The following is a 22,657-nucleotide window of genomic DNA, read 5'->3' as shown; positions in this document are numbered from 1 at the left end:
ACCGGCAGTTGGACGGGGGGTTATTCGCCGGCGCCCGGAAGTCTTTCTTCCAGTCGTTCCCCGCACTCCAGGCTTTCCGCGAGGCCCTCTTGTTCCTTGGCGAGGCGGTATCCCAGCTGCAGGCGATTGCTCGCCCCCATTCCCTTGCGGATACGGGCCAGGTGGGTGTGGTACGTCCGCTCACTGATGCCGAGCCGACGGGCGATCGCGGAATCGGTGAGGCCCTCGACGAGGAGGCGCTTGATCATGCCGTGGATGGCCGGCATCACCTCGACCGAGGCGTGGGTGGCCCCCGCGGGGGTGAACTGCGCGGCCCGCTGCCAGTTCCGGTCGAAGACGTCCCCGAGGAACTGCACGAGGGCCTTGTCGTGGACCACCACGGCCACGGTGCGGTCCTCCTTGGCGGGCAGCAGGGCCTGGCGGCGGTCGATGACGAAGAGCCGCTCGAAGAACTCGTCCAGGGTGCGGACCTGCCCGCCGGCCCCGACCACCGCCTCGACGTACGCCTTGGTGGGCTCGTTGAAGCGGGCGGAGTGCTGGTAGAGGGTCTGCATCCGCACGCCCCTGCGCAACTGGTCCAGGGCCAGCGGGAGCGCGGCGTCCAGAGTGGCGGCGGACCGTCCCCCGCCGGGCTGCGCCGTGAGGATCTCCACGGTGGCCTCACGGCTCGCGCGGTCCACGTACTCCCGGATCTCGGCCAGGCCGTGAAGGTACTCCACCGGCTGCGGCGCCCGCTCACTCTGCGCCGTGAACATGCGGATCATCGGTTCCAGCTCGCGCTCCACCTCGGCGGCCCTCAGCTCCGCCTGCCATGCGCGGGTGCGCCAGGCAGAGGTGAGCCGGCCCGCCACGAGCCGGGGGTCGACGGGGTGCACGGCGGTGCCGTCGGGGGTGCGCTCAAGGAGACCGATGTCGATGAGCTCCTTCACCCCCGGAACGTCGGAGTCCGGGGTGAACACGGCGCCCTGCACCGCCCGCTCGAAGGCGGCGGCGGCGTCGGGGGGCAGTTCCAGCCGCTCATTGTCCGACTTTGTAGCCATCCGCCCCCCTCAGTTTTCTGCATTGCCGTAACCAGACGTGGCCGGTTCCTGGTGATCCTAGCGCCGCCCGACCTAGCCTCCAGGAGTACGAAGTCGACCGCTTCTACAGCAGAACGTGACGAATGGGTGGGGAACATGGAAAGCAGTGACATGGTGCAGACCGGCCGGTGTGCGGTGCGTAACGGCGCGCGCAGGCCGGGTGTGATCGGCCTGATCACCGCCGTCGCAGTGCTCGCGGGGGGCCAGTTCGTTGCCGGGGACCTCGGATGGGACGCGAGCGCCACGCGCCCCGCCTCCGCCACCGATCTGGGATGGGATTCGGCCACCGCCCGCACGGTCGCCGCCACGGCCGTCGCCAAGGACCTCGGCTGGGACGCGCCCAGGCCCGCCGCCGCGCCGATGGACCTGGGCTGGGACAGCCCGGCGTCCAAGTCCGCCTGACGCCGCCGATCGCGCCGAGCGCGCGCATCGCCGCGCCACGTCTGAAGGGATGAGACATGACCGTCGCCCCTGAAACCCCCTGCTTCGGTGACGTACTGCAAAGGTCGCGCAAGCGGGTCGGACTGACCCAGGAGCAGCTCGCGGGCCTGTCCACCGTGAGCGTCCGCGCCATCCGCGACCTGGAGCTGGGGCGGGCGCACCGCCCCCGCCAGCACACCGTCCGGCTGCTCGCCGACGCCCTCCGGCTGAGCGGCTCGCTCCGGGTGCTCCTGGAGTCCGCGGCGGGCCGCCCCTCGGAGGGCGGCGCCCTGCGGCAGATGTACGCCGAGGGGGCGGCCGCGCCCCCCGCGCCGACAGGTCCGCTGGTCGGGCGGGAGACCGAACTCGCCGTGGTGGCCGATGCCCTGCGCCGGGAGCGCCTGGTGTCACTGGTCGGCCTCGCCGGAGTCGGCAAGACCAGGCTCGCCCTGGAGGTGGTCCGGCGCGCCGGCGCGGACGGTACCGGACCGACCCTGTGGCTCTCCGGTTCGGACGCCGACTCCTCCGGCCGTGCCCTCGACCAGTCGCGCGCCCTGTTCACCGCGTGGATGTCGGACCGGCTCTCCGGCCGGGCGCCGGTGGACGAGCTGGCCGAACTCATCGGAGACGGGTCGGCCCTGCTCGTGGTCGACGCCTACGAATCGCTGCCGATGACGTGCGAGCCCCTCCTGCAGCTGCTGCGGCGCTGTGCCGGGCTACGGCTGCTGATCACCACCCGGGAGCCGCAGCCGTCCATGGGCGGCTGCGTGATTCCCCTGCCGCCGCTGGCCTGCGAGCAGCCGCCGCGGGCGGGCGTCGACGGCGGGGACGCGGTGGCGCCCGCCGTGGAGCTGCTGCTCTCCCAGCTGCGCTACACCCGTCCGACGCTGGCGCCCACCGAGCGGACCCGCACGGCGGTGGCGGACATCTGCCGCGCGCTCGACGGCGTCCCGCTCGCCCTCGACCTGGCCGCGGCCTGGTTCCCGGTCTATTCGCCCGAGCAGCTCGCGCCCATGGCACGGGAGTCTCCGCTGGACCTGCTGGAGCCGGTGTTCGGCGACGGCGCGGCTGCCGCAACCGGACTGCCCTCCCTGGTGCACGCGGCGGTCGCGGCGCTGCGGCCCGGCGAGAGCGCCCTGCTGCGCGTGCTCGCACGGCAGCGGGCCGCCCGGCCGACCGGGGAGCTCCTCGCGGACACCGGCCTGCCGCTCGGTGAGGCCACGCGGGCGCTGCACGGCTTGCTCCAGCGCGGCCTGGTCCGCCAGGAGCGCACGCCGGAGGGCGCCGACGCCGTCGCCGTGCTGCACCTGGTCCGCCACGTGCTGGAGCACGGAGCCACCTGCCGGTTTTCTGCCGAGACAGCTGCCGACGACGGAACGCATTGATCCCTACGCTGCTCGTCGTGCCTTTTGCCGCGGGTATGGAACGAGCGAACGGAATTCACGAACATGGCTGTTGCAGACGCGCTTCCCGAGGATGCCGGGGAAGACGACATACCGTCCGTATTTCCGTTCGGCGGCTCGTGCACACGGGTGGGGGATTGTGGGACGTTTCGGCGTACGATCTCTCTGCCTGCCGGGATCGCGGATGAATTCCGGAGACGGCCCGCGGAACTCCTTCCGGCCGCCGCGCTGATCCTCGCGCGCAAGTACGCCGACAGCACGGAGTTCCGTATCGGTGTACGCCGGGCCTCCTGGCCCCACGACGCCCCCAACGCCTCCCTCGCCGCCGTCATGCCCGCCACGCTGTCCGCCGGGCAGCACCGGCGGGCGGTGGCGGGACGGCTGGCCGAGACCGCCACCGCCCCGGGGGGCCCGGGCTCCCCGATGTCACTGCTCTGCGTGCTCGACGGTCCCGCCGGCGGCCGGTACGGAGCCGACGTGGCCCTCTCGCTCGACATCGGCGAAGAGCACGTCGCCCTCCACCTGGACTGCCACGAACACGTCCACGACGCGAGCTTCGCCGAGCGGATGCTCGGCCATCTCGTGACCCTGCTGGAGCAGTTCACCGACCGGCCCGACACGACCGTCGCCGACCTCCGGCTCCTGACCGGCACCGAGCGGTCCCGGCTGCGCGAGCTCAACGGCAGCCGGCGTCCCTACCCGGCCGACGCCTCCGTCCACGCGCTCTTCGCGGAACAGGCGGCCGCCGGGCCCGACCGCGTCGCCGTACGCCACGCGGACGGCGACCTCACCTACCGCGAACTGGCGGAGCGGGCCGAGCGCCTGGCGGAGGTGCTGTACGCCAGGGGCGTCCGTCGGCACGACCGCGTCGCGTTCACGCTGGAGAAGACACCCCGCCTGCTCGTCGCGGTATTGGCCGTCCTGCGGCTCGGCGCCGCCTACGTACCCGTCGGCACCGGCCTTCCCCCGCGCCGCAGGGACTACCTGATCGCCGACAGCGGTGCCCGCCTGCTCCTCGCCGAGGACGCCTCGATCACGTCCGTGGTCCCGGTCCTCGACCTGAGCCGGCTGCCCGAGACCCCCGGCGGACCGGAACTGCCCGAGCCGGTGTCGGCGCCGCGGGACGCCGCGTACGTGATGTACACCTCCGGCACCACGGGACGCCCCAAGGGCGTCCTGGTCAGCCAGCGCGCCGTCGTCCGTCTGGTGCGCGGCGCCGACTACGTGAACCTGTCGCCCGAAACCCGCATCCTGCAGACCGGCGCGATCGCCTTCGACGCCACCACGTTCGAGTTCTGGGGGGCCCTGCTCAACGGCGGCACCGTCGTCCTGGTGCCGGGCACCACCGTCCTGAACGCCGAGGACCTCGGTGCCGCCGTACGACGGCACCGCGTCAACACCCTCTTCCTGACCACCGCGCTGTTCCACCAGATCGTCGAGCAGGACCCCACGGCCCTGGCCGGCTGCCAGGTCCTCGTCGGCGGCGAGACCATGTCCGCCCGGCACCTCGGCAAGGCGATGGACGCCTGCCCGGACAGCGTCTTCGTCCACGTCTACGGCCCGACGGAGAACACCACGTTCTCGGTTGCCCAGCTCCTGGACGGGCGGTACACCGGGCGCGTCCCGATCGGCCGGCCGATCGCCAACTCCACCGCCTGCGTCCTGGACCGCGACGGAAACCCCCAGCCCCTGGAGGTCCCCGGTGAACTGCACGTGGGCGGTGACGGGCTCAGCGAGGGCTACCTGAACCGGGCCGACCTCGACGCGACCGCCTTCGTGTACGGCGGCGTGGGCCCGCGCCCCGAGCGGCTGTACCGCACCGGTGACATCGCCCGGTGGACCGCCGACGGGCGGCTCGACTTCATCGGCCGCGCCGACCACCAGGTCAAGATCCGCGGATACCGGGTCGAACTGGCCGAGATCGAAACGCAGCTGTGCAGGATCCCGGGAGTGCGCGAGGCCGCCGTACTGCTGCGTCGGCGCACCGACGGCCTGTCCGCCCTGTGCGCCTACTACAGCGCCGGGACGGCGGTCGGTGGCGACGACCTGCGCGCCGCGCTCCTGAAGGAACTTCCCGACTACATGGTCCCTTCGTCGTTCACCCGGGTCGACTCGATGCCGCTGACCCGCAACCAGAAGATCGACCGGGCCGCGCTCGCCGCCCTCGACCCCGCCGCCGCCCCCGCAGCGGCCGAACCGTCCGGACGGGCACCGCGCACGCCGCGGGAGGCCGCCGTGGCGGGGGTGTTCGCGCAGGTGCTCGGCCTGGCGTCGGTGTCCGTCGACGACAACTTCTTCGACCTCGGGGGCCATTCGCTGCTCGCGACCCGCCTGTGGAGCCGGCTGCGCTCCGAACTGGAGGTCGAGTTCCCCCTGCGGCAGATCCTCGACACCCCCACGGTGGCGGGTCTCGTGGCATCCCTGGAACGGGAATCGGCGCCCGCGGTCGCCCGTCCGAAGTTGGTCCGCCGGTCTTCGTGACGGCTCACATCTGATTTGGAGTGGTAAGCATGTTCCCGTTGTCGTTCGCGCAGCAGCGCCTCTGGTTCCTCAACCAGTTCGAGGGCCCGAGCTCGACGTACAACGTCCCGGTGGTGATCCACCTCGGTGGGATCCCCGACGTGTCCGCCCTGGAGGCCGCCCTCGCCGACGTCGCGGACCGGCACGAGACCCTGCGCACCCGGTTCGTCGACGTCGGTGGAGAGCCCCGCCAGCAGGTGCTGGCGGCGGCCGAGGCCGGGCTGGTCCTCGACCGGCGCGACGTCGACCGGGAGAAGGTCGCCACGCTGCTGCGCGAGCTGGCGGAGCGGCCCTTCGACCTCGACGGCGGGGTTCCCGTACGGGCCCATCTGCTCCGGGTGGCCGACGACGAGCACGTCCTCGCCCTCGTGCTGCACCACATCGTCTGCGACGGCTGGTCCATGACCCCGCTGCTCAGGGACCTCGGCCGCGCGTACAACGCGCGGGCCGCCGGCCGGGCACCGGCCTGGGAGCCGCTGCCGGTGCAGTACTCCGACTACACGCTGTGGCAGCACGACCTCCTGGGCAGCGAGGCGGACCCGGAGAGCCTGGTCAGCCGGCAGCTGGCGCACTGGAGGGACGCCCTCGCCGGGCTCCCGGACGAGTTGGACCTGCCCTTCGACCGGCCGCGACCGCCGGTCGCCAGCCACCGCGGCCAGGAAATCGAATTCCGGATCGATCCGGCGGTCCACGCCGGGCTCATGGACATCGCCCGGCGGCACCGCAGCACCCTGTTCATGGTCGCCCAGGCGGCCGTCGCGGCCCTGCTCCACCGGCTCGGCGCCGGCACCGACATCCCGCTCGGCACCGCCATCGCCGGCCGCACCGACAAGGCCCTCGACGACCTCGTCGGACTCTTCATCAACACCCAGGTGCTGCGGGCCGACGCCTCCGGCAAGCCGTCCTTCGGCGAGCTCCTCGACCGCGTCCGGGAGACCAGCCTGGAGGCGTACGCACACCAGGACCTGCCCTTCGAGCGGATCGTCGAGGAGCTCAACCCGGTCCGCACCCGCTCCCGCCACCCCCTCTTCCAGGTCGGCATCGAACTGCACAGTGGCGCGCTGGCCCTGGACCTGCAGGGCCTCGACACCCGGGTCGAGCTGCTCAAGATGGTCCTGTCGAAGTTCGACCTGTCCCTGGTGCTGGTCGAGTCGACCGCGCCGGACGGCACCCCGCAGGGGGTGAACGGCACCCTCGAATACGCCACCGACCTCTTCGACGAGCGAACCGCGGCCGCCCTGGTGGAGCGCTTCGTGCGCTTCCTCGGCGCCCTCGTCGAGGACCCGGAGCGCGACCTCGCGCTGATCGACATCCTCACTCCGGCCGAGCGGGACGTGCTGCGGCAGTGGTCCCGGACCGACACGGAACTGCCCGAGAAGACCGTCACCACGATCTTCGAGGAGCGGGTCGCGCTGACGCCGGACGCGACCGCCCTGGTGGCCGGCAGCCAGCGGCTGACGTACGCGGAACTCAACGCGTGGGCGAACCGGCTGGCGCACCACTTCATCGCGCTCGGCGTCGCCCCGGACACGCTCGTGGCCGTCGCGCTGCCCCGCACCGCGGAAGCGATCGCCGCGTGGCTCGCGGTCGGCAAGGCCGGCGGCGTCTACACCCCCATCGATCCGCAGAGTCCGGCCGAGCGCATCCGTACCGTGCTCGCCGACGCCCGGCCCGCCGTCCTGGTGACCACGGAGGACATCGCGGCGGCCCTGCGCGGGCAGGCCGAACTGCCGGTCCTGGTCACCGAGCACCGCAGGGAAGGCGGCCCGGAGCACGACCCGACCGACGCGGACCGCCCGGTCCCGCTCAGCCTCGACCACGCCGCGTACATCATCTACACCTCCGGGTCGACCGGCCGCCCGAAGGGGGTGACGGTGCTGCACCGCGCCCTCACCAACCTGTGGACCTTCCACACCGGCGTCACCTTCCCGCCGCCCGCGGGACCCGCGGACCGGCTGCGCGTGTCCCTGTCGGCCTCCCTGGCCTTCGACACCTCCTGGGAGGGGGTGCTCGCCATGATCGCCGGGCACGAGCTGCACCTGCTCGACGAGCTCACCCGCCGCGACCCCGCCCGCATGGTCAGGTACGTGTCCGAGCACGGCATCGGCCAGATCGACGTCACCCCCAGCTACGCCCAACAGCTCCTGGCGGAGGGCCTGCTCGACCCCGAGGGTGACACCCCGCTGAGGACGCTGATGCTGGGCGGCGAAGCCGTCGGCGAGGCGCTGTGGAGCGAGCTGCGCACAGCGCCCCGCACCACCGTCTACAACTACTACGGTCCCAGCGAGTTCTGCGTCGAGGCCTCCGGCTGCGCCCTGCCCGAGCACGCGACCGCCACCATCGGGCGGCCGGTCTCCAACTCCCGGGTCCACGTCCTCGACGAGCAGCTCAACCCGGTGCCGCCCGGTGTCCTCGGCGAGCTCTACCTCGCGGGCGCCAACCTCGGCCGCGGCTACCTGGGGCGCGCCGCGCTCACCGCCGAGCGGTTCGTCGCCGATCCGTTCGGCGCCCCCGGCGAGCGGATGTACCGCAGCGGGGACCTGGCGCGCTGGACGGCGGACGGCTTCCTGCGCTTCGCAGGCCGCTCCGACGACCAGATCAAGCTGCGCGGCTTCCGCATCGAACTCGGCGAGATCCAGACCGCCGTGGCCGCCCATCCCACCGTCGCCGACGTGGCCGTCGTGGTCCGTGAGGACGTGCCGGGCGACAAGCGCCTGGTGGCGTACGTCGTGCCGGTGAAGGGCGGCGCCGTGGACGTGTCCGCGCTCCGTGCCGAACTGGTCCTGGTGCTGCCGGACTACATGATCCCGGCCGCCTTCGTCAGCCTGGACGAACTGCCGCTGAACCGCAACGCGAAGCTCGACCGGCGGGCACTGCCGATGCCGGACTACGGCTCGCTGTCCACCGGCCGGGCCCCGGCGACGGAGCGCGAGAAGGCCGTGGCCGGGCTCTTCGCCGAAATCCTCAAGGTCGAGTCGGTGTCCCTGGACGACAACTTCTTCGAGCTGGGCGGCCACTCGCTGCTCGCGACGCGCCTGGTGAACCGGATCCGCACGGTCCTGGGGGCCGAGGCCAACCTGATGAAGCTGTTCGACAACCCGACGGTCGCCGGTGTCGTGGCGAGCCTGGACCAGGACCAGGGGACCGCGGCCGCGCGCCCGAAGCTGGTGCGCCGCCAGGCGTGACGACGGGCGGACGTCCCTTGCGGGGCGATCCGCTTCAGACAGGCCCGAACAGGACCGAACAGGCCCCAAAAAGGTTCAGACAGGAGAAGACCGCGTGACACCGGAGATCGACGAGTACTTCGCGGCCGTCAAGGCGGAGCACGGTGCCGACTCGCTCGACCGCGTCGAGGAGATGCTGGAGCCCCAGCGCCGCAGCGGCCGGCGCCACCCCCTGCAGCAGGCGGCCAAGTGGGTCCTGCCCGGCATCCCGCAGGTGCCGTGGCACGACCCGTACGGCCATCCGGAGCTGCTGCCCCTGGTCAAGGCGCTCGAAGAGCACCATCCGCAGATCAAGGCGGAGCAGGAGCAGGCCTGGGAGCGGCGCCGGGAGAGCTTCTCGGACTACGAGCACTACCTGGTGCGCCAACAGGACTGGCAGGCCCTGTACCTGTACCGCGAGGGTGCGCTGGTGAGCGGCTCGGAGCCGGTGGCGCCGACCGCGTACCGCGTCCTCGAGGAGCACGCGGTGGACACCGGGGTGATCTGCCCCCTGCTGGAGTCGCACTTCTCGACCCTGCTGCCGGGCGCCTCCATCAAGCCGCACTGCGACCTGTGGAACTTCAGCATCAACCTGCACCTGGCCATCGACATCCCGGCGGGCGCCGGGATCAGGGTGGCCGAGGAGACCCGCCAGTGGGAGGAGGGCAAGTGCCTGCTCTTCGACTACTCCTTCGAGCACGAGGCGTGGAACCACGGCGACCGCACCCGGACCTGCCTCCTGGCAGACCTGTGGCACCCGGACACCACCCTGCCCGAGCGGGCCGCCCTCACCATGCTCATGAAGGAGATCCAGAACATGATGACGGGCTGAACGCCGTCTCCCGCGGGGCCCTGCCCGCCGCCGAACCCGTACGACTGATCTCTCCCAAGGGGGCCACGTGTCGCTGACCTACTCAGCCCGGACCGCGCTCGACCGCATCGACCTCGCCGACCCGCAGCTCTTCGCGGACGCGGGACACCAGCGGGTCTTCCGCTACCTGCGGGACCACGAACCGCTGCACTGGAACCCCGAGGGCAGCGAGCCCGGTTTCTGGTCGGTCACCCGCTACGAGGACTGCCTCGCGGTCCAGAAGGACGGCGCGACCTTCAGCTCGGCCGGCACCAACACCCTCGGGGCCCAGCGCTGGACCGGCGACGAGGGGTCCGGCCGGATGCTCACCCACACCGACGGCCCCCGCCACACCGAACTGCGGCAGCTGGTGAACCGTGCCTTCACGCCCCGTGCCATCGCCAAGCTGGAGCCGTACCTACGCTCGGTGATCAAGGAGTCGATCGACCAGGCCCTGGAACAGGGCGAAGTCGACTTCGTCGAGACCGTCGCGCTGCTGCCCGTGGCGTCCATCGCCGCGCTGCTCGGCGTGCCCCAGGAGGACTGGGCACTGCTGCTCCGCCTGACCACGGCCGCGTTCGGCTCGGCCGACCAGGACCTGCAGACCTCGCCGAGCGCCCGTGCCAGCGCCGCCATGGCCCACGCGCAGCTGCTGCTCTACTGCCAGGACCTGATGGACCAGCGGCGCGCCGCACCGCGCGACGACATCGTGACCCGCCTCGTGGAGGCCCAGAAGAGCGGGCTGCTCGACGAGGAGGACGCGATGCTCTTCTTCGACCTCCTGCTGCTCGGCGGCAACGAGACCACCCGGCACGGCGCGGTCGGCGCGCTGCTCGCCTTCATCGAGTACCCCGAGCAGTGGCAGCGGCTGCGCCGGGACCGCACACTGCTGAACACCGCCGTCGGGGAGGTGCTGCGGTACGTCTCGCCCAGCCGGCACGTGCTGCGCCGCGCGGAACGCGACGTGGAGCTCCACGGCCGGCACATCAAGGCCGGTCAGGACGTGGCGATCTGGCACTTCTCGGCCAACCGGGACGAGCGGGTCTTCACCGATCCGGACACCTTCGACATCGGGCGCACGCACAACCCGCACCTGGCGCTCGGATCGGGCCCGCACTACTGCCTGGGCGCCTCGCTGGCCACCCTGGAGCTGCGCCTGTTCCTCGACGAACTGTGCGACCGGGTCGGCTCGGCCACCGTCCTGGAGCCGCCGGCCCGTCTCGCATCCACCGTGATCGGCGGGTTCAAGCACCTGAGGGTCCAGGTGCGTCCCGCATGATCGAGCAAGAGACCGCGCCCGCCGTGGCGGCCCGCCCGGTGGCAGTGCCGCTGTGGCGTAGCCGCAACTTCGGCCTCCTGTGGGGCGGCCAGACCGTCGGGGAACTCGGCTCGCGGATATCCGGGGTGGCGGTACCGCTGCTCGCGACCACCACCCTGGAGGCCAGTGTCTTCCAGGTCTCCCTGCTGTCCTTCCTGACCTGGCTTCCGTACCTGCTCTTCTCGCTGCCCGCGGGGATCCTCGCCGACCGGACCGACCAGCGGAAGCTGATGATCGTGTGCGACGTCGTGCGCATGGCCCTCATGCTGTCGCTGCCGCTGGCGGCGTTCGCCGGATACCTCAGCCTCTGGTACCTGTACGCCGTCGTCGGCGTCGCCGGTGTCTTCACCGTGCTGTTCAACGTGGCGTACAAGAGCATGCTGCCCCGGCTCGCCGGACCGGACCAGCTCGTGGACGCCAACGCGAAGATCGTGATGAGCCAGGACTTCGCGGAGCTCGTCGGCCCCACCGTCAGCGGCTTCCTGATCGGCCTGGTCGGCACCGCGCAGACGTTCTTCAGCAACGGACTGGCCTTTCTGGTCAGCGCCTTGACGCTCGGGATGATCCGGGAAGAGCCCCTCGCACGGACGAAGGACACCGAGGACGGCGGACGCGTACCGCTGCGGGTCGAGATGACCGAGGGGCTCGCCTTCATCCGCAGCCGGCCGATCCTGCTCAGCATCCTCGCCTGCACCACCACCTCCAACTTCTTCGTCATCGCGAAGAGTTCGATCGAGGTGACCTTCCTGGTACGTACGCTGCACGCCTCGTACCTGATGATCGGCATCGTCTTCAGCGTCAGTGCGGTCGGCGGCCTCGCGGTCGGCGCCGTCGCGGGGCGGCTGTCCCGGCGGATCGGCACCGCGCGCATCATCTGGGTGGCCATGGCGGTGCCGGGCCCCCTGTACGTGCTGATGCCCGTGGCCCAACCGGGCTGGGGGGTCCTCCTCTACGGGCTGGGGCTCGCCGCCTTCTCCGCGAACGTGGGCCTCTACAACATCGCCGCGAACTCCTACCTCCAGCACATCACCCCCGCCCCGCTGCTCGGCCGGGTCAACGCCGCCTTCATGTGGGTCTGCCTCGGCGTGATCCCGCTCGGGGCGCTGCTCGGCGGCGCCCTCGGCAGCCAGCTGGGGCTGCGCACCACGCTGTGGATCTGCGTCCTCGGCACGTGGAGCGCCTCGCTGTTCGTCCTGTTCTCACCGCTGCGCACCATGCGGGACATGCCCGCGGAAGGGGAGTGACCCGGTGGTCGCCAAGACCCTGCACTGCTGGTTCACCGACAGCGTCGCCAAGGTGCCCGAGGCGCCGGCGCTCGTCATCGCCGGCGCCACCCTGACGTACGCCGAACTCGACGCGGTCTCCCGCGACGTCGCCGCCCGCCTCGCGGCGACGGGCGGGGGCACGCGCCCCGCCCGGGTCGGCCTGCTCGCCGCCCGCAGCGTGGCGGCGTACGCCGGCTACCTGGGCGTGCTGCGCGGCGGCGGCGCGGTGGTGCCGCTCAACGACTCCTATCCGGCCGAACGCAACCGGCGGATCCTCGACCTGGCCTCGCTGGACGCCGTCCTGGCCGACCCGGGGCAGGACTGCTCCTTCGCGGACGAAGCCGGCGTCCCGGTCCTGCGCATCGGCGCGGGTGACGTGGCGGCCGCACTGGACGGCGTCGGACCGGGGGCGGGAGACGAAGCCGGTGACACCGGTGACGCCGACGACACCGCCTACATCCTGTTCACCTCGGGATCCACCGGCGTGCCCAAGGGCGTTCCGATCCGCCACCGCAACCTCGACGCCTTCGTGCGCCACCATGTCGACCGGTACGAGGTCGGCCCCGGCTGCCGGCTGTCGCAGACCTTCGGCCTGACCTTCGACCCGTCGGTGTTCGACATGTTCGTCGCCTGGGGCGGCGGCGCCGCGCTCGTGGTCCCGACCCGTGACGAGCTGCTCGACCCGGTCTCCTTCGTCACCGCCAACGCCCTCACCCACTGGTACTCCGTGCCGTCGATCATCTCCCTGGTCCGCACGGCGGGCACCCTCGCCCCGGGCAGTATGCCCTCGCTGCGCCGGAGCCTCTTCGCAGGCGAGCAGCTGACCCTCGAACAGGCCGAGGCCTGGGCGGCGGCGGCGCCCGGCAGCACGGTGGAGAACCTGTACGGTCCCACCGAACTGTCCGTCACGGTGACGGCGTACCGGCTGCCCGCCGACCGCGCCGACTGGCCCGTGACGTCCAACGGGACCGTTCCCATCGGCCGCGTCTACCCCCACCTCGACCACCACGTCGACCCCGACACGGGCGAGCTGCGGGTACGCGGCCCGCAGCGCTTCGCGGGCTACCTCGACCCGGCGGACAACCTGGGCCGGTTCGTGGAGCCGGCGCCGGACGCCACGGACGGTGCGCCGACCCCGGAGGCCTGGTACCGCACCGGCGACCGGGTGGCCCTGGAGGACGGCGAGCTCGTCCATCTGGGCCGGCTCGACCAGCAGGTCAAGATCATGGGGCAGCGCCTGGAACTGGGCGACGTCGAGTCCGCCATCCGCAGATGGGGCGGGGTGGGCGACGTCGTCGTCGTCGCGGCCCGGGGGGCGGGCGGCGCATACCGGCTCACGGCCGTCTACAGCGGCGACGAGGCACCCCCCGCCGTGCTGCGCGGACGGCTGCGCCCGCACCTGCCGTCCCACATGGTGCCCAAGCGGTTCGTCCACCGCGAGGCCCTGCCGCTCAATGCGAACGGCAAGGTCGACCGCAATGCCTGCGGTCGTTTCTGAGGTCCGTAACTGCCTCCAAGCAGCCTTCTCAGGTGCCTATCACGCCGCGCCCCTCTCCCTAGGCTTGGATCGTTCAGATACCAAGAAAACCACAAGAGGGAGAATGGCGTGGCGAATCCGTTCGACGATGAAGACGGCGCCTTCCTGGTGCTGGTGAACGACGAGGGCCAGCATTCCCTGTGGCCCGCCGCACGCACCGTACCGGCCGGCTGGACTTCCGTGTTCGGCCGTGACACACGGCAGAACTGCCTGGCGTACGTCGAGGAGAACTGGACCGACCTGCGGCCGGCGAGCCTGGCCCGGTGAAGCACGTGGAGACCGCGACACCCCAGCTCATATTCCAGCGTGAACGCGTCACCGGCCGGGACCAGGCGGCCTTCGTCGCAAAACTCTGCATCGCGGGTGCGATGGGCGCCGCCGGTACCGGACTCATATGGACGGAGAACCCCTTCGGTATCATCGCCGGAATTTTTCTCCTCGGAATTCTCTATACGCACATGGTGGAACTCCAGCACCAGTGCCTGCACCATTCCGCATTCCTGAAGGTCAGCCGGCACCGCGCCGTCGGAGCCGTACTCGGCCTGCCGATGTTCGTCTCGTACAGCCACTACCGGATCCGGCACCTGCAGCACCACCGTTACCTCGGCACCGACCAGGACACCGAGTTCTTCGGCTTCGACACCCGACAGCCGATGACGCCGCGGGTGCTGCTCCGGGGCATGTTCGACTACCAGCGCCTCGGCACCGTGGCGGCCGAGAGCTACCGCAGCTGGCGCGGCACCTGGAGCTACGAGCACGGCCAGGTGTCCGAGCGGATCCGCCGCAACAGCATGTTCGAGTACCGCCTGATGGCCCTGCTCGTCCTCGCCGCCGTCGCGGCCTCGGTCGCCGGATACGGCCTGCTCGTCCTGGAGCTGTGGGTGCTGCCGCTGCTCCTGGTGGCGACCCCGATGCACTTCCTCGTCGAACTGCCCGAGCACATCAACTGCGAGAACGACACGACCGACGTGCTGCGCAACACCCGCTCGATCAGCGGCAGCCGCTTCAGCACCTGGCTGACCAACGGCAACAACCTCCACGTGGAGCACCACGCCGCGATGACGGTCCCCATCAACCGCCTGCGCGAGCGCCACGACGAGGTGAAGGAGTTCGCCGCGTTCGTGGACCACAGCTACTGGTCGTTCTACCGCGCCGTGGCCCGCGAGGTGATCGCCAACACCCGCTCGCGCCGCCGCACCGCCGACCTCGGGTGACCCCTCCCCGCTCCGCGGTCCACCAGGCCAACCAACCTCACGAAAGGTAACGCAGCGATGCTCATTGCCCCCGCCCCGGAGGCGTACCAAGCGGACTCCACGAGGGCCGCCCGCTATCTGCCGTCCCGGTCGCTCCAGACCTATCTGCGGGACGTCGTCGCGGGCAGTCCCCTGCTGCGGTCCGTCCTCGACTTCCAGCGGCCGGGGGCCGAGCTCGCCCTGTCGGTCCTGGCGGAGACGACCACGGAGTTCGACACCGACGAGACGGGCCGCGGCGACTCCTACCGCCAGGCGCAGAAGGACGCGTCGGTCCGCTGGACGGGCGCGGAGCAGCTCCTGAACCTGTGCGCCCCCGCGGGCCCGGCCGTGGTGCTCGACATCCTCGGCGGGGACGGCACGCTGGCCCGCGCCGTCGACGAGCTCGGCGGGGCGGACGCCTCCCGCATCACCCTTCTGACGTCGGACATCTCCGGCGAGATGATCCACGAGGCGCTGGCCCAGGGTCTGCCCGCCATCCGGCAGGCGGCCGACTTCCTCTTCGTGCGCGAAGGCTCCGTGGACGCGGTCCTCCTCGCCTACGGCACGCACCACATCGCGCCGCAGGACCGCCCCACCGCGGTGCGCGAGGCGCTGCGGGCGGTCCGCCCGGGCGGCCGTGTGGTGCTGCACGACTTCGACGGGACCAGCCCGATGGCCCGTTTCTTCTCCGAGGTGGTCCACCTGCACTCCCCCGGAGGACACGACTACCCGCACTTCTCCCGCGCCGAGCTGGAGCGGCTCTTCGCCGAGGCGGACACCCCCGCCCACGTCGTCGACCTGTACGACCCCCTGGTCGTCAGGGCCGCCACCGAGGAGGGCGCGCGGCAGGCCATGTGCGACTACGTGGGCAGCATGTACGGCGTCGCCGGCCTGTTCGCCGCGCACGCGGACGCCCACACCACCTGGCGTCTGCTGGAGCGCTGCTTCGACCACACGGACTACCTGGCCGGACTGCCGCACGCCGCCGACTTCCCGGTGGCCCCGCGCATCTACCGCGCGAACGGCTCCTTCGTGGCCGAGGTGCCCCGGGTCTCCATCGTCGCCGTCGCGCAGAAGGCCGGCTGAACCATGAACCACACGCATCTGCTGGACCTGCTCGCCGGGTCGGGCACCCTCGGCGACGACCGCACCGCCGTCATCAGCGCGGACGGCGAACTGGGTTACGACGCCCTGTGGCGCCGCGTGAACGCGACCGCGTCCCTCCTGACCCGCGCCGGTGTCACGGCCGGCGACCACGTGGGCCTCCACTTCCTGCGCTCGGCGGACTACGTGACCTCGTTGCTCGCCACCCTGAGCGTGGGCGCCGTCGGCGTACCGCTGGACCCCGAGTACCCGGCCGAGCGCATCGACCGGATCATCGCCGCCGCGGACCCCCGCCTGATCCTGCACAACAACGGCAGCCGACACGAAGACCAGGACCTGCGGCCCGACCGCTGGGCCGATGTCGGCCTGCTCGGCCCCGCGGACGACGCCGCGGCGGAGGGCGGCGTCCGGCGGCCCGCCGACGCGCGCCCGGACGCCCCGGCGCTGGTGCTGTTCACGTCCGGCTCGACCGGCACGCCCAAGGGGGTGGTGCTCCAGCACGCCGGGGTGGCCAACCGGCTCGCCTGGGGCCATGAGCAGTACGGCATCGACGCGTCCGACCGCGTCCTGCACAAGGCCTCGATCGCGTTCGACGCCTCACTGCACGAGATCTTCTCGCCGCTCATCGCGGGCGGCACCCTGGTCATCGCGCCACCCGGGCTGCAGTTCGACAGCCGGGGCCTGATCCGGCTGATCCAGGACACCGGGATCACCACGGCCCATTTCGTGCCGTCCATGCTCCGGCACGTACTGGCCGAGGAGGAAGTGGAGTTCTGCGACGACCTGCGCCGGGTCTACTGCGGCGGCGAGGCGCTGGACATGGAGATGGTGGAGCGTTTCCGCAAGGCCCTGCCGCTCTGCGACCTGTTCAACCAGTACGGGCCGACCGAGACCTCGGTCAGCGTGACCTTCTGGGACGCCGGCGAGGACTTCGACGGAAACATCGCCCCGATCGGCCGGGCCATCGACGGCGCCGAGCTCCACGTCCTGGACGACGGCATGCGCCCCGTCCCCGACGGCGAGACCGGCGAGCTGTGGATCGGCGGCGTTCCGGTCTCGGCCGGCTACCTCCACGACGAGGAGCAGACCCGCGAACGCTATCGGCCCGACCCCTTCGGGACGCCGGGCGGGCGGATCTACCGCACGGGTGACCTCGTGCGCCGCGCCCCCGCCGGCTACCTGGAGTTCCGCGGCCGCGTCGACGACCAGGTGAAGGTGCGCGGGGTCCGCGTCGAGCCCGGCGAGGTCGGCACCACCCTGCGCCGCCACCCCATGGTGCGCGACGCCGCCGTCGTCGCCGTCCCCGACGAGGAGAGCGGCGTCCGCCTGGTCGCGTACGTCGCCGCCGAGCGGCGCCATGCCACGGTCGTCGACGGCCTCAAGCGCATCCAGCTGCCCAACGGCCTCGCCGTCGCCACACCATCGCCCGACGAAGCGCTCTTCCTCTACCGGCAGATCTTCGACGAGGACGAGTACTCCCGGTTCGGCCTCCACCTCGACGACGGCGCGGTGGTCGTCGACGTCGGCGCCAACATCGGCCTCTTCTCGCTGTGGGCGCACCGGCAGGCCGAGGGCATCCGCCTCGTCTCCGTCGAACCCAATCCGGACGTACTGCCCTACCTGCGCTGCAACCTGGAGCTGAACTCCGTGACGACGGAAGTCGTCCCGGTGGCGCTCACGGACCGGATCGGCAGCGAGCGGCTGACCTCCTTCCCCCAGCTGACCTACCTGTCGGGCCTCGGCACCGCACGCGAGCAGGCCGCGGCCGAACTCGTCCAGTCGCACTACCGCAACACCGTGATCGCCGACGGCGACCTGGCCGAGGACGAACTGTCCTCCCTCCTGGTGGCCGCGGAGAGCCGGCTGGAGTCCACGTCGCACACCGTGGCCACGACGACCCTGTCGACCCTGCTGGAGGAGCGGGGCCTCGACCGGGTGGACCTGCTCAAGGTCAACACCGAGGGCGCCGAACTCAGTGTCCTGCGCGGCATCAGGCCCGAGCACTGGGACCGGGTGCGCCAGGTGTGCCTGGAGGTCGAACGCGCCAGCGTGGTCGGCGAGGAGATCAAGTCGCTGCTGACCGACGCCGGGTTCACCGTCAACGAGATCGACGACTGGTGCGTGGGCGTCGACGCCGACGTCACCTATGTCTACGCGACGCGTGAGACGGCCCGCCCGCAGGCCCCGGCGCCCGCCGGCCCGCCCGCCCCCCAGGAGACGCTGCTCACCGCGCGGGCCGTACGCGCCTACCTGGCGTCCGTGCTGCCGCCCGCCATGCGTCCCGACCAGATCGTCTTCATGGAGGAACTGCCCCGGCTGCCCAACGGCAAGCTTTCCCGTCTCGACCTGCCAGAGCCGCCCGCGCAGCACCGCGACACCGGAGCGGACGGCGCCACGACCGACAGCGTCCCGGACCGGCTGCGGGAGATCTGGCGCAGCACGCTCGGGGTGGACGCCGTCACGGACGACGACGACTTCATCGCACTGGGCGGCCACTCGCTGATGGCGCTGCGCATCTGCGCACGCGTCCGCGAGGCCACCGGCGTCGAGCTCGCGCCCAGCAGCTGCCTGCGGGCGGCGACCTTCGGTGACTGGCTCGCCGAGGCGACCCTGCCGGCGGGGGGCGGGACACGGTGACCGTCACCACGCCCACCGAGCGGCCGCTGTCCGACATGCAGCTGTCCATGCTGGCCCACGAGGCCATCGGGGGCCTGCCGGTGTACACCATGCCCTTGTGCTTCGAGATCACCGGGGCGGTGGACGCATCCGTCCTGGAAGCGGCGCTGCACCTCGTCGTCCGACGTCACCCGGTGCTCCACAGCACCTACGCCGACGGCCGGGCGGTGGAGGCCACGGACCCGGCGGCGTTGCCCGGGCTGGGCGTCGGCATCGTACGGGGCGGGGACGACGGGGCCCTCGCCGCCCTGGCCCGGACGTGGGAGACACCGATGGACCTGGCAGCCGGGATGCCGGTACGGGCCAGGCTCGTCTCGGTGGCGCCGGACCGCCACTTCCTGGGTCTCGCCGTCCACCACGTGGCCGGTGACAGCTGGTCCCTCGCGCTCTTCCTGGAGGAACTGGGCGCGGCGTACAACGCGCTGCGCGGCGGCGGCGTTCCCACGCTCCCCCCCGCACCGGACTTCTTCGCGCACGCCGCGGAGGAACAGAGCCGCACCTGGGACCTCACCTGGTGGCGGGAGCGGCTCGACGGTGTACGGCCGCAGCCCCCGGCCAGAACCGTCCCGCCGGCCGCGGACGAGCAGGGCGCCCTCCATGCGCTCGGACTCGACCTGGACGCCACCGACACACGGGGCGTGCGCGAACTGGCGCGCTCCGCCCGGGTGTCCCCCACGGCGGTGCTCTTCACGGCCGTCAGCCTGGCGGTCGGCGAGAGCACGGACGGCCAGAGCACGGACGGCCGGAGCACCGACGGCCAGAGCACGGACGGGGAGTCCACGGTCGGCCTGCCGGTCGTCCTGCGCGACACCCAGGAGCTCCAGGCGACCATGGGGCCGCTGCTCAACACCCTCCCCGTACGCACCTCTTGGCCTGAGGGCGCGTCGAGTGCCGAGCTCGTCCAGGCGCACGGCGCGGCCATCGAGGCCGCGCTCGCCCACAAGGACGTGCCGTACTCGCGCATCCTCAAGGCGGCCGGCACGCGCCGCCGTCCCGGCTCCGCCCCGCTGTTCCTCCACGTGGTCAACGCCGACACCGAGACCCCCCGGCTGCGCCTGGCCGGGGTGCGCAGCACCCTGCGGCCCGTCACACCGAAGTGGGCCATCTTCCCGGCGCACTGGGAGTTCAGCTGGCAACCGGTCGGGAACATCCGCGGAGTCCTCCAGGTCTCCGCCGACGTGTTCACCGCTGCCCAGGCAACGGAATGCGTCCGCAGGTTCCGTTCGAGCCTCACTCGCCTGCTGGCGGCAGAAATGAAGGGTTTCTCGTGAGTTCCTCCCCGCAAGCCGTCCTCTCGTCCGCACCCGGGACCGACCTGGAAGAAGCCCTGTGCGGCCTGTTCGCCGAGGTCCTGGACCTCCCGCAGGTCGGGGCCGACGACGACTTCTTCGAACTCGACGGCGACTCGCTGTCGGCGATGCGCCTGATCAGCCGGGTGCGGACGGTGCTCGGCCGCGAGCTGGGCATCCGCACCCTGTTCGCCCATCCCACGGCCCGGGAGGTGGCCCGGGCCCTCGCCGAGGCCGAGCCGGCCGCGGCCGGGCGTGCCGTTCCCCCACCCGGGTCGGTGCCGCGCCCCGACCCGCTGCCGCTCTCCTCCGCCCAGCAGGGACTCTGGTACCTCGCACAGCTCCAGGGGCCGAGCCCCACCTACAACCTCCCCGTCGCCGTGCGCCTGTCCGGCGGGGTGGACGACGCGGCGCTGAGGGCCGCGCTCGGCGACCTCGTGGCACGCCACGAGTCCTTGCGCACGGTGTACCCCGAGAACGACGGCGTGCCCTTCCAGCGGATCCTCACCCCGCAGGAGGCCTGCCCGCGGCTGCGCACCGGGACCTGCGCCGCCGCGGACCTCGATCGGGCACTGGCCGAAGCCGCCACGGAAACCTTCGACATCACGGGCGAGCCGCCCCTGCGCGTCGTGCTGTTCGACCTCCAGGACCGGCCCGGTGAGCAGGCGCTGCTCCTCCTCGTGCACCACGTGGCGGCCGACGGGTGGTCGCTGCGGCTGATCCTGCGCGACCTGTGGCAGGCGTACGCCGCCCGGACCACGGGCCGGACCGCCGAGTGGCAGCCGCTGCCCGCCCAGTACGCGGACTTCACCGTGTGGCAGCGCCTCGCGCTCGGCGGGGAACAGGACCCGGCGAGCCTCCTGGCCCGGCAGACCCGCTTCTGGCGGGGCGCGCTGGAGGGACTCCCGGAGCGCATCGAGCTGCCGGCCGACCGGCCGCGGCCCGCCGTGGCCTCCCACCGCGGAGCGGGGGTGGAGGTGACCGTCGGCCGCGAGACCCACCAGGCCCTGGCGCGCCTCGCGCACAGCGGCGACGCCACCGTCTTCATGGTGCTGCAGGCGGCGCTCGCCGTGGTGCTCGCCGGGTCCGGCGCGGGCCGCGACATCCCGATCGGCACCCCGGTCCTCGGACGCGGCGACGAGGCCCTCGACGACCTGGTCGGCTTCTTCGTCAACATGGTGGTGCTGCGTACGGACGTCTCGGGCGGCCCGACCTTCCGGGAGCTCCTGGGCCGGGTCCGCGACCGCGACCTGGAGGCCTACGCACATCAGGACGTCCCCTTCGACAGGATCGTGGAGGCGCTGAGCCCGCGCCGCTCGTCCGCCCACCACCCGCTGTTCCAGGTGGCGCTGTCCTTCGGCGGCTCCTTCGAGGACGTACGGCTGCCGGGCCTGCGCGGGAGCGCCGCCCTGGTGCCCACCTCGGTCGCCAAGTTCGACCTCGGTCTGTACCTGGACGAGCTGCCCGGCTCCGACCGGTCGCCGCAGGGCATCACCGGCACGCTCGAATACGCCACGGACCTGTTCGACCGCGACACGGTCGCGGGCCTGGCCGAGCGGCTGGTGGGGCTGCTCGACCGCGTCGCCGCAGACCCCGATCTGCGGGTCGACGCCGTCATCGAGGAGGAGGGCCCGCGATGGGCGTGAGCGAAGCGGGCACCGTACGCCATTACCGGGAGCTCGGCTCGTGGGTCGTCGCCGACCGGGACACGGCGCAGGAGGCCCTCGGCCACCCGAGCCTGTCCTCACGCACCCTGGAGGCCGGGAACTACCTGCCCGCCGACACCCGCGAGGAATGCGCCGAACTCCTGGAGATCCTCGGCAGGTGGTTCGTCCTGCTCGACGGCGACGAGCACACCGCCGCCCGGCGCGGCGTCCAGCGGCTGTTCTCCCCGGGCCGGATCCGCCGGCTGCGGGACGAGATCCGGGCCATCGTGGTGCAGGCGCTCGACGAGCTCCCGCAGGACGGCACCGCGGACGCGGCGAGCCGACTGGCCGAGGTGATCTCCGCGCGCAGCATGGCCCGCATGCTGGGCCTGCGGCCCACCGACGCGAGCCGGCTGCACGAGTGGGCCGGAGCACTCTCCGACTTCCTCGCCACCTCCTACCGGCGCGACCACGCCGTGCGCGCCCAGCGGGCGCTGCGGGAGATGGGCGCGTACATCAAGGAGAGCGCGGACGACGCCGACAGCATCTGGAGCCTGACCAGCGGTGACGACCAGGACCGGCTGGCCACCTGTTCCCTGATGCTGTTCGGCGGCCTGGAGACGACCGCCGCCCTGATGAGCCTCTCGCTCTGGTACGTCCTGGAGAACGGCCTGTCGGAACTGGTCCGCGACCCGGCGGAGTCGGACGAGGTCGAGGCGATCATCGAGCGCGTGCTCCAGCTGTACCCGCCGCTCGGCCACGTGGCGCGCACCGCGGCCTCCGACCTGAAGCTGGGCGGCTGCCCCATCGCGGCGGGCGAGCTGGTGCTGGTCTCGCTGACCGGCCAGGACCCGTTCCAGGCCCACCCGGCACCGGCCCGTCCCGCCGCCCACACCCCCGGCGCCCGCAGGGCCGACCACCTCGCCTTCGGGCACGCCATGCACTACTGCATGGGCGCCACGCTCGCCCGCATGGAGGCCGCCATGCTGCTCACGCTGTTCTGCGAGCGCTTCCCGGCGGCCCGGGTCCGCGAGATCACGTGGGGCAGGAACCGCACCTACCGCGGCCTTGAGCACCTGCACATCGAACTCTGAGAGACGACATCCCTGATGGAG

16 protein-coding genes are annotated in these 22,657 nt (G+C 72.1%); 15 read left to right on the top strand and 1 reads right to left on the bottom strand.

All coding sequences use genetic code 11. From position 1 onward, the window contains the following. Positions 1 to 20: 20 nt before the first annotated feature. On the bottom strand, positions 21 to 1,040 hold the full coding sequence (locus tag ACZ5NJ_RS02625; protein ID WP_468761875.1) for a helix-turn-helix transcriptional regulator: 1,020 nt from the start codon (positions 1,038 to 1,040) through the stop codon (positions 21 to 23). Between the two features lie 135 nt (positions 1,041 to 1,175). Between ACZ5NJ_RS02625 and ACZ5NJ_RS02620 the strand changes: the two genes are divergently transcribed. The 15 genes from ACZ5NJ_RS02620 (at position 1,176) to ACZ5NJ_RS02550 (ending at position 22,636) form a co-directional block, all read left to right on the top strand. Further along, complete coding sequence (locus ACZ5NJ_RS02620; RefSeq protein ID WP_468761873.1) at positions 1,176 to 1,481, top strand: hypothetical protein; 306 nt, start codon at positions 1,176 to 1,178, stop codon at positions 1,479 to 1,481. A gap of 56 nt (positions 1,482 to 1,537) precedes the next feature. Beyond that, positions 1,538 to 2,884 (top strand): helix-turn-helix domain-containing protein, encoded by a 1,347-nt coding sequence (locus ACZ5NJ_RS02615; RefSeq protein ID WP_468761871.1) that lies wholly within the window; start codon positions 1,538 to 1,540, stop codon positions 2,882 to 2,884. 348 nt (positions 2,885 to 3,232) lie between these two features. After that, positions 3,233 to 5,383 carry an amino acid adenylation domain-containing protein gene (locus ACZ5NJ_RS02610; protein ID WP_468761869.1) on the top strand — a complete coding sequence of 717 codons (2,151 nt, stop codon included), beginning with the start codon at positions 3,233 to 3,235 and terminating at the stop codon, positions 5,381 to 5,383. 29 nt (positions 5,384 to 5,412) lie between these two features. Next, on the top strand, positions 5,413 to 8,607 hold the full coding sequence (locus tag ACZ5NJ_RS02605) for an amino acid adenylation domain-containing protein (RefSeq protein WP_468761867.1): 3,195 nt from the start codon (positions 5,413 to 5,415) through the stop codon (positions 8,605 to 8,607). A 94-nt stretch (positions 8,608 to 8,701) separates the two neighbouring features. After that, positions 8,702 to 9,457 (top strand): aspartyl/asparaginyl beta-hydroxylase domain-containing protein, encoded by a 756-nt coding sequence (locus tag ACZ5NJ_RS02600; RefSeq protein ID WP_468761865.1) that lies wholly within the window; start codon positions 8,702 to 8,704, stop codon positions 9,455 to 9,457. 67 nt (positions 9,458 to 9,524) lie between these two features. Next, a complete protein-coding gene (locus ACZ5NJ_RS02595; protein ID WP_468761863.1) occupies positions 9,525 to 10,754 on the top strand; it encodes a cytochrome P450 in 1,230 nt (409 codons plus the stop codon). Next, positions 10,751 to 12,037 (top strand): MFS transporter, encoded by a 1,287-nt coding sequence (locus ACZ5NJ_RS02590; protein ID WP_468761861.1) that lies wholly within the window; start codon positions 10,751 to 10,753, stop codon positions 12,035 to 12,037. The genes ACZ5NJ_RS02595 and ACZ5NJ_RS02590 overlap by 4 nt, the downstream gene beginning before the upstream one ends. A gap of 4 nt (positions 12,038 to 12,041) precedes the next feature. Next, on the top strand, positions 12,042 to 13,556 hold the full coding sequence (locus ACZ5NJ_RS02585; RefSeq protein ID WP_468761859.1) for an AMP-binding protein: 1,515 nt from the start codon (positions 12,042 to 12,044) through the stop codon (positions 13,554 to 13,556). Positions 13,557 to 13,664: 108 nt separating this feature from the next. Next, positions 13,665 to 13,862, top strand: a complete 198-nt coding sequence (locus tag ACZ5NJ_RS02580) for an MbtH family protein (RefSeq protein WP_468761857.1) — start codon at positions 13,665 to 13,667, stop codon at positions 13,860 to 13,862. Then, positions 13,859 to 14,809, top strand: coding sequence for a fatty acid desaturase (locus tag ACZ5NJ_RS02575; protein WP_468761855.1), 951 nt, complete (start codon positions 13,859 to 13,861; stop codon positions 14,807 to 14,809). The genes ACZ5NJ_RS02580 and ACZ5NJ_RS02575 overlap by 4 nt, the downstream gene beginning before the upstream one ends. A gap of 57 nt (positions 14,810 to 14,866) precedes the next feature. Continuing rightward, positions 14,867 to 15,913 (top strand): class I SAM-dependent methyltransferase, encoded by a 1,047-nt coding sequence (locus ACZ5NJ_RS02570; RefSeq protein WP_468761853.1) that lies wholly within the window; start codon positions 14,867 to 14,869, stop codon positions 15,911 to 15,913. Between the two features lie 3 nt (positions 15,914 to 15,916). Continuing rightward, positions 15,917 to 18,568: an amino acid adenylation domain-containing protein gene (locus ACZ5NJ_RS02565; protein ID WP_468761851.1), complete on the top strand. Its 2,652-nt coding sequence runs from the start codon at positions 15,917 to 15,919 to the stop codon at positions 18,566 to 18,568. Further along, the gene (locus ACZ5NJ_RS02560; protein ID WP_468761849.1) at positions 18,565 to 19,878 is read left to right on the top strand and encodes a condensation domain-containing protein; all 1,314 of its coding nucleotides are present in this window, start codon (positions 18,565 to 18,567) and stop codon (positions 19,876 to 19,878) included. Before ACZ5NJ_RS02565 ends, ACZ5NJ_RS02560 begins: the two co-directional genes overlap by 4 nt. Then, a complete protein-coding gene (locus ACZ5NJ_RS02555; protein WP_468761847.1) occupies positions 19,875 to 21,542 on the top strand; it encodes a condensation domain-containing protein in 1,668 nt (555 codons plus the stop codon). The genes ACZ5NJ_RS02560 and ACZ5NJ_RS02555 overlap by 4 nt, the downstream gene beginning before the upstream one ends. Continuing rightward, a complete protein-coding gene (locus ACZ5NJ_RS02550) occupies positions 21,533 to 22,636 on the top strand; it encodes a cytochrome P450 (RefSeq protein WP_468761845.1) in 1,104 nt (367 codons plus the stop codon). Before ACZ5NJ_RS02555 ends, ACZ5NJ_RS02550 begins: the two co-directional genes overlap by 10 nt. The last annotated feature ends 21 nt before the right edge of the window (positions 22,637 to 22,657 follow it).

Source organism: Streptomyces sp. NPDC032091 (assembly GCF_055580265.1).
This window is presented reverse-complemented; position numbering and strand designations above follow the sequence as displayed.

Coding starts and splice junctions, on each gene's coding strand:
- ACZ5NJ_RS02565 (WP_468761851.1), top strand. CDS start 15,917: ATGAACCACACGCATCTGCTGGACCTGCTCGCCGGGTCGGGCACCCTC.
- ACZ5NJ_RS02625 (WP_468761875.1), bottom strand. CDS start 1,040: ATGGCTACAAAGTCGGACAATGAGCGGCTGGAACTGCCCCCCGACGCC.
- ACZ5NJ_RS02605 (WP_468761867.1), top strand. CDS start 5,413: ATGTTCCCGTTGTCGTTCGCGCAGCAGCGCCTCTGGTTCCTCAACCAG.
- ACZ5NJ_RS02615 (WP_468761871.1), top strand. CDS start 1,538: ATGACCGTCGCCCCTGAAACCCCCTGCTTCGGTGACGTACTGCAAAGG.
- ACZ5NJ_RS02620 (WP_468761873.1), top strand. CDS start 1,176: ATGGAAAGCAGTGACATGGTGCAGACCGGCCGGTGTGCGGTGCGTAAC.
- ACZ5NJ_RS02590 (WP_468761861.1), top strand. CDS start 10,751: ATGATCGAGCAAGAGACCGCGCCCGCCGTGGCGGCCCGCCCGGTGGCA.
- ACZ5NJ_RS02550 (WP_468761845.1), top strand. CDS start 21,533: ATGGGCGTGAGCGAAGCGGGCACCGTACGCCATTACCGGGAGCTCGGC.
- ACZ5NJ_RS02570 (WP_468761853.1), top strand. CDS start 14,867: ATGCTCATTGCCCCCGCCCCGGAGGCGTACCAAGCGGACTCCACGAGG.
- ACZ5NJ_RS02610 (WP_468761869.1), top strand. CDS start 3,233: ATGCCCGCCACGCTGTCCGCCGGGCAGCACCGGCGGGCGGTGGCGGGA.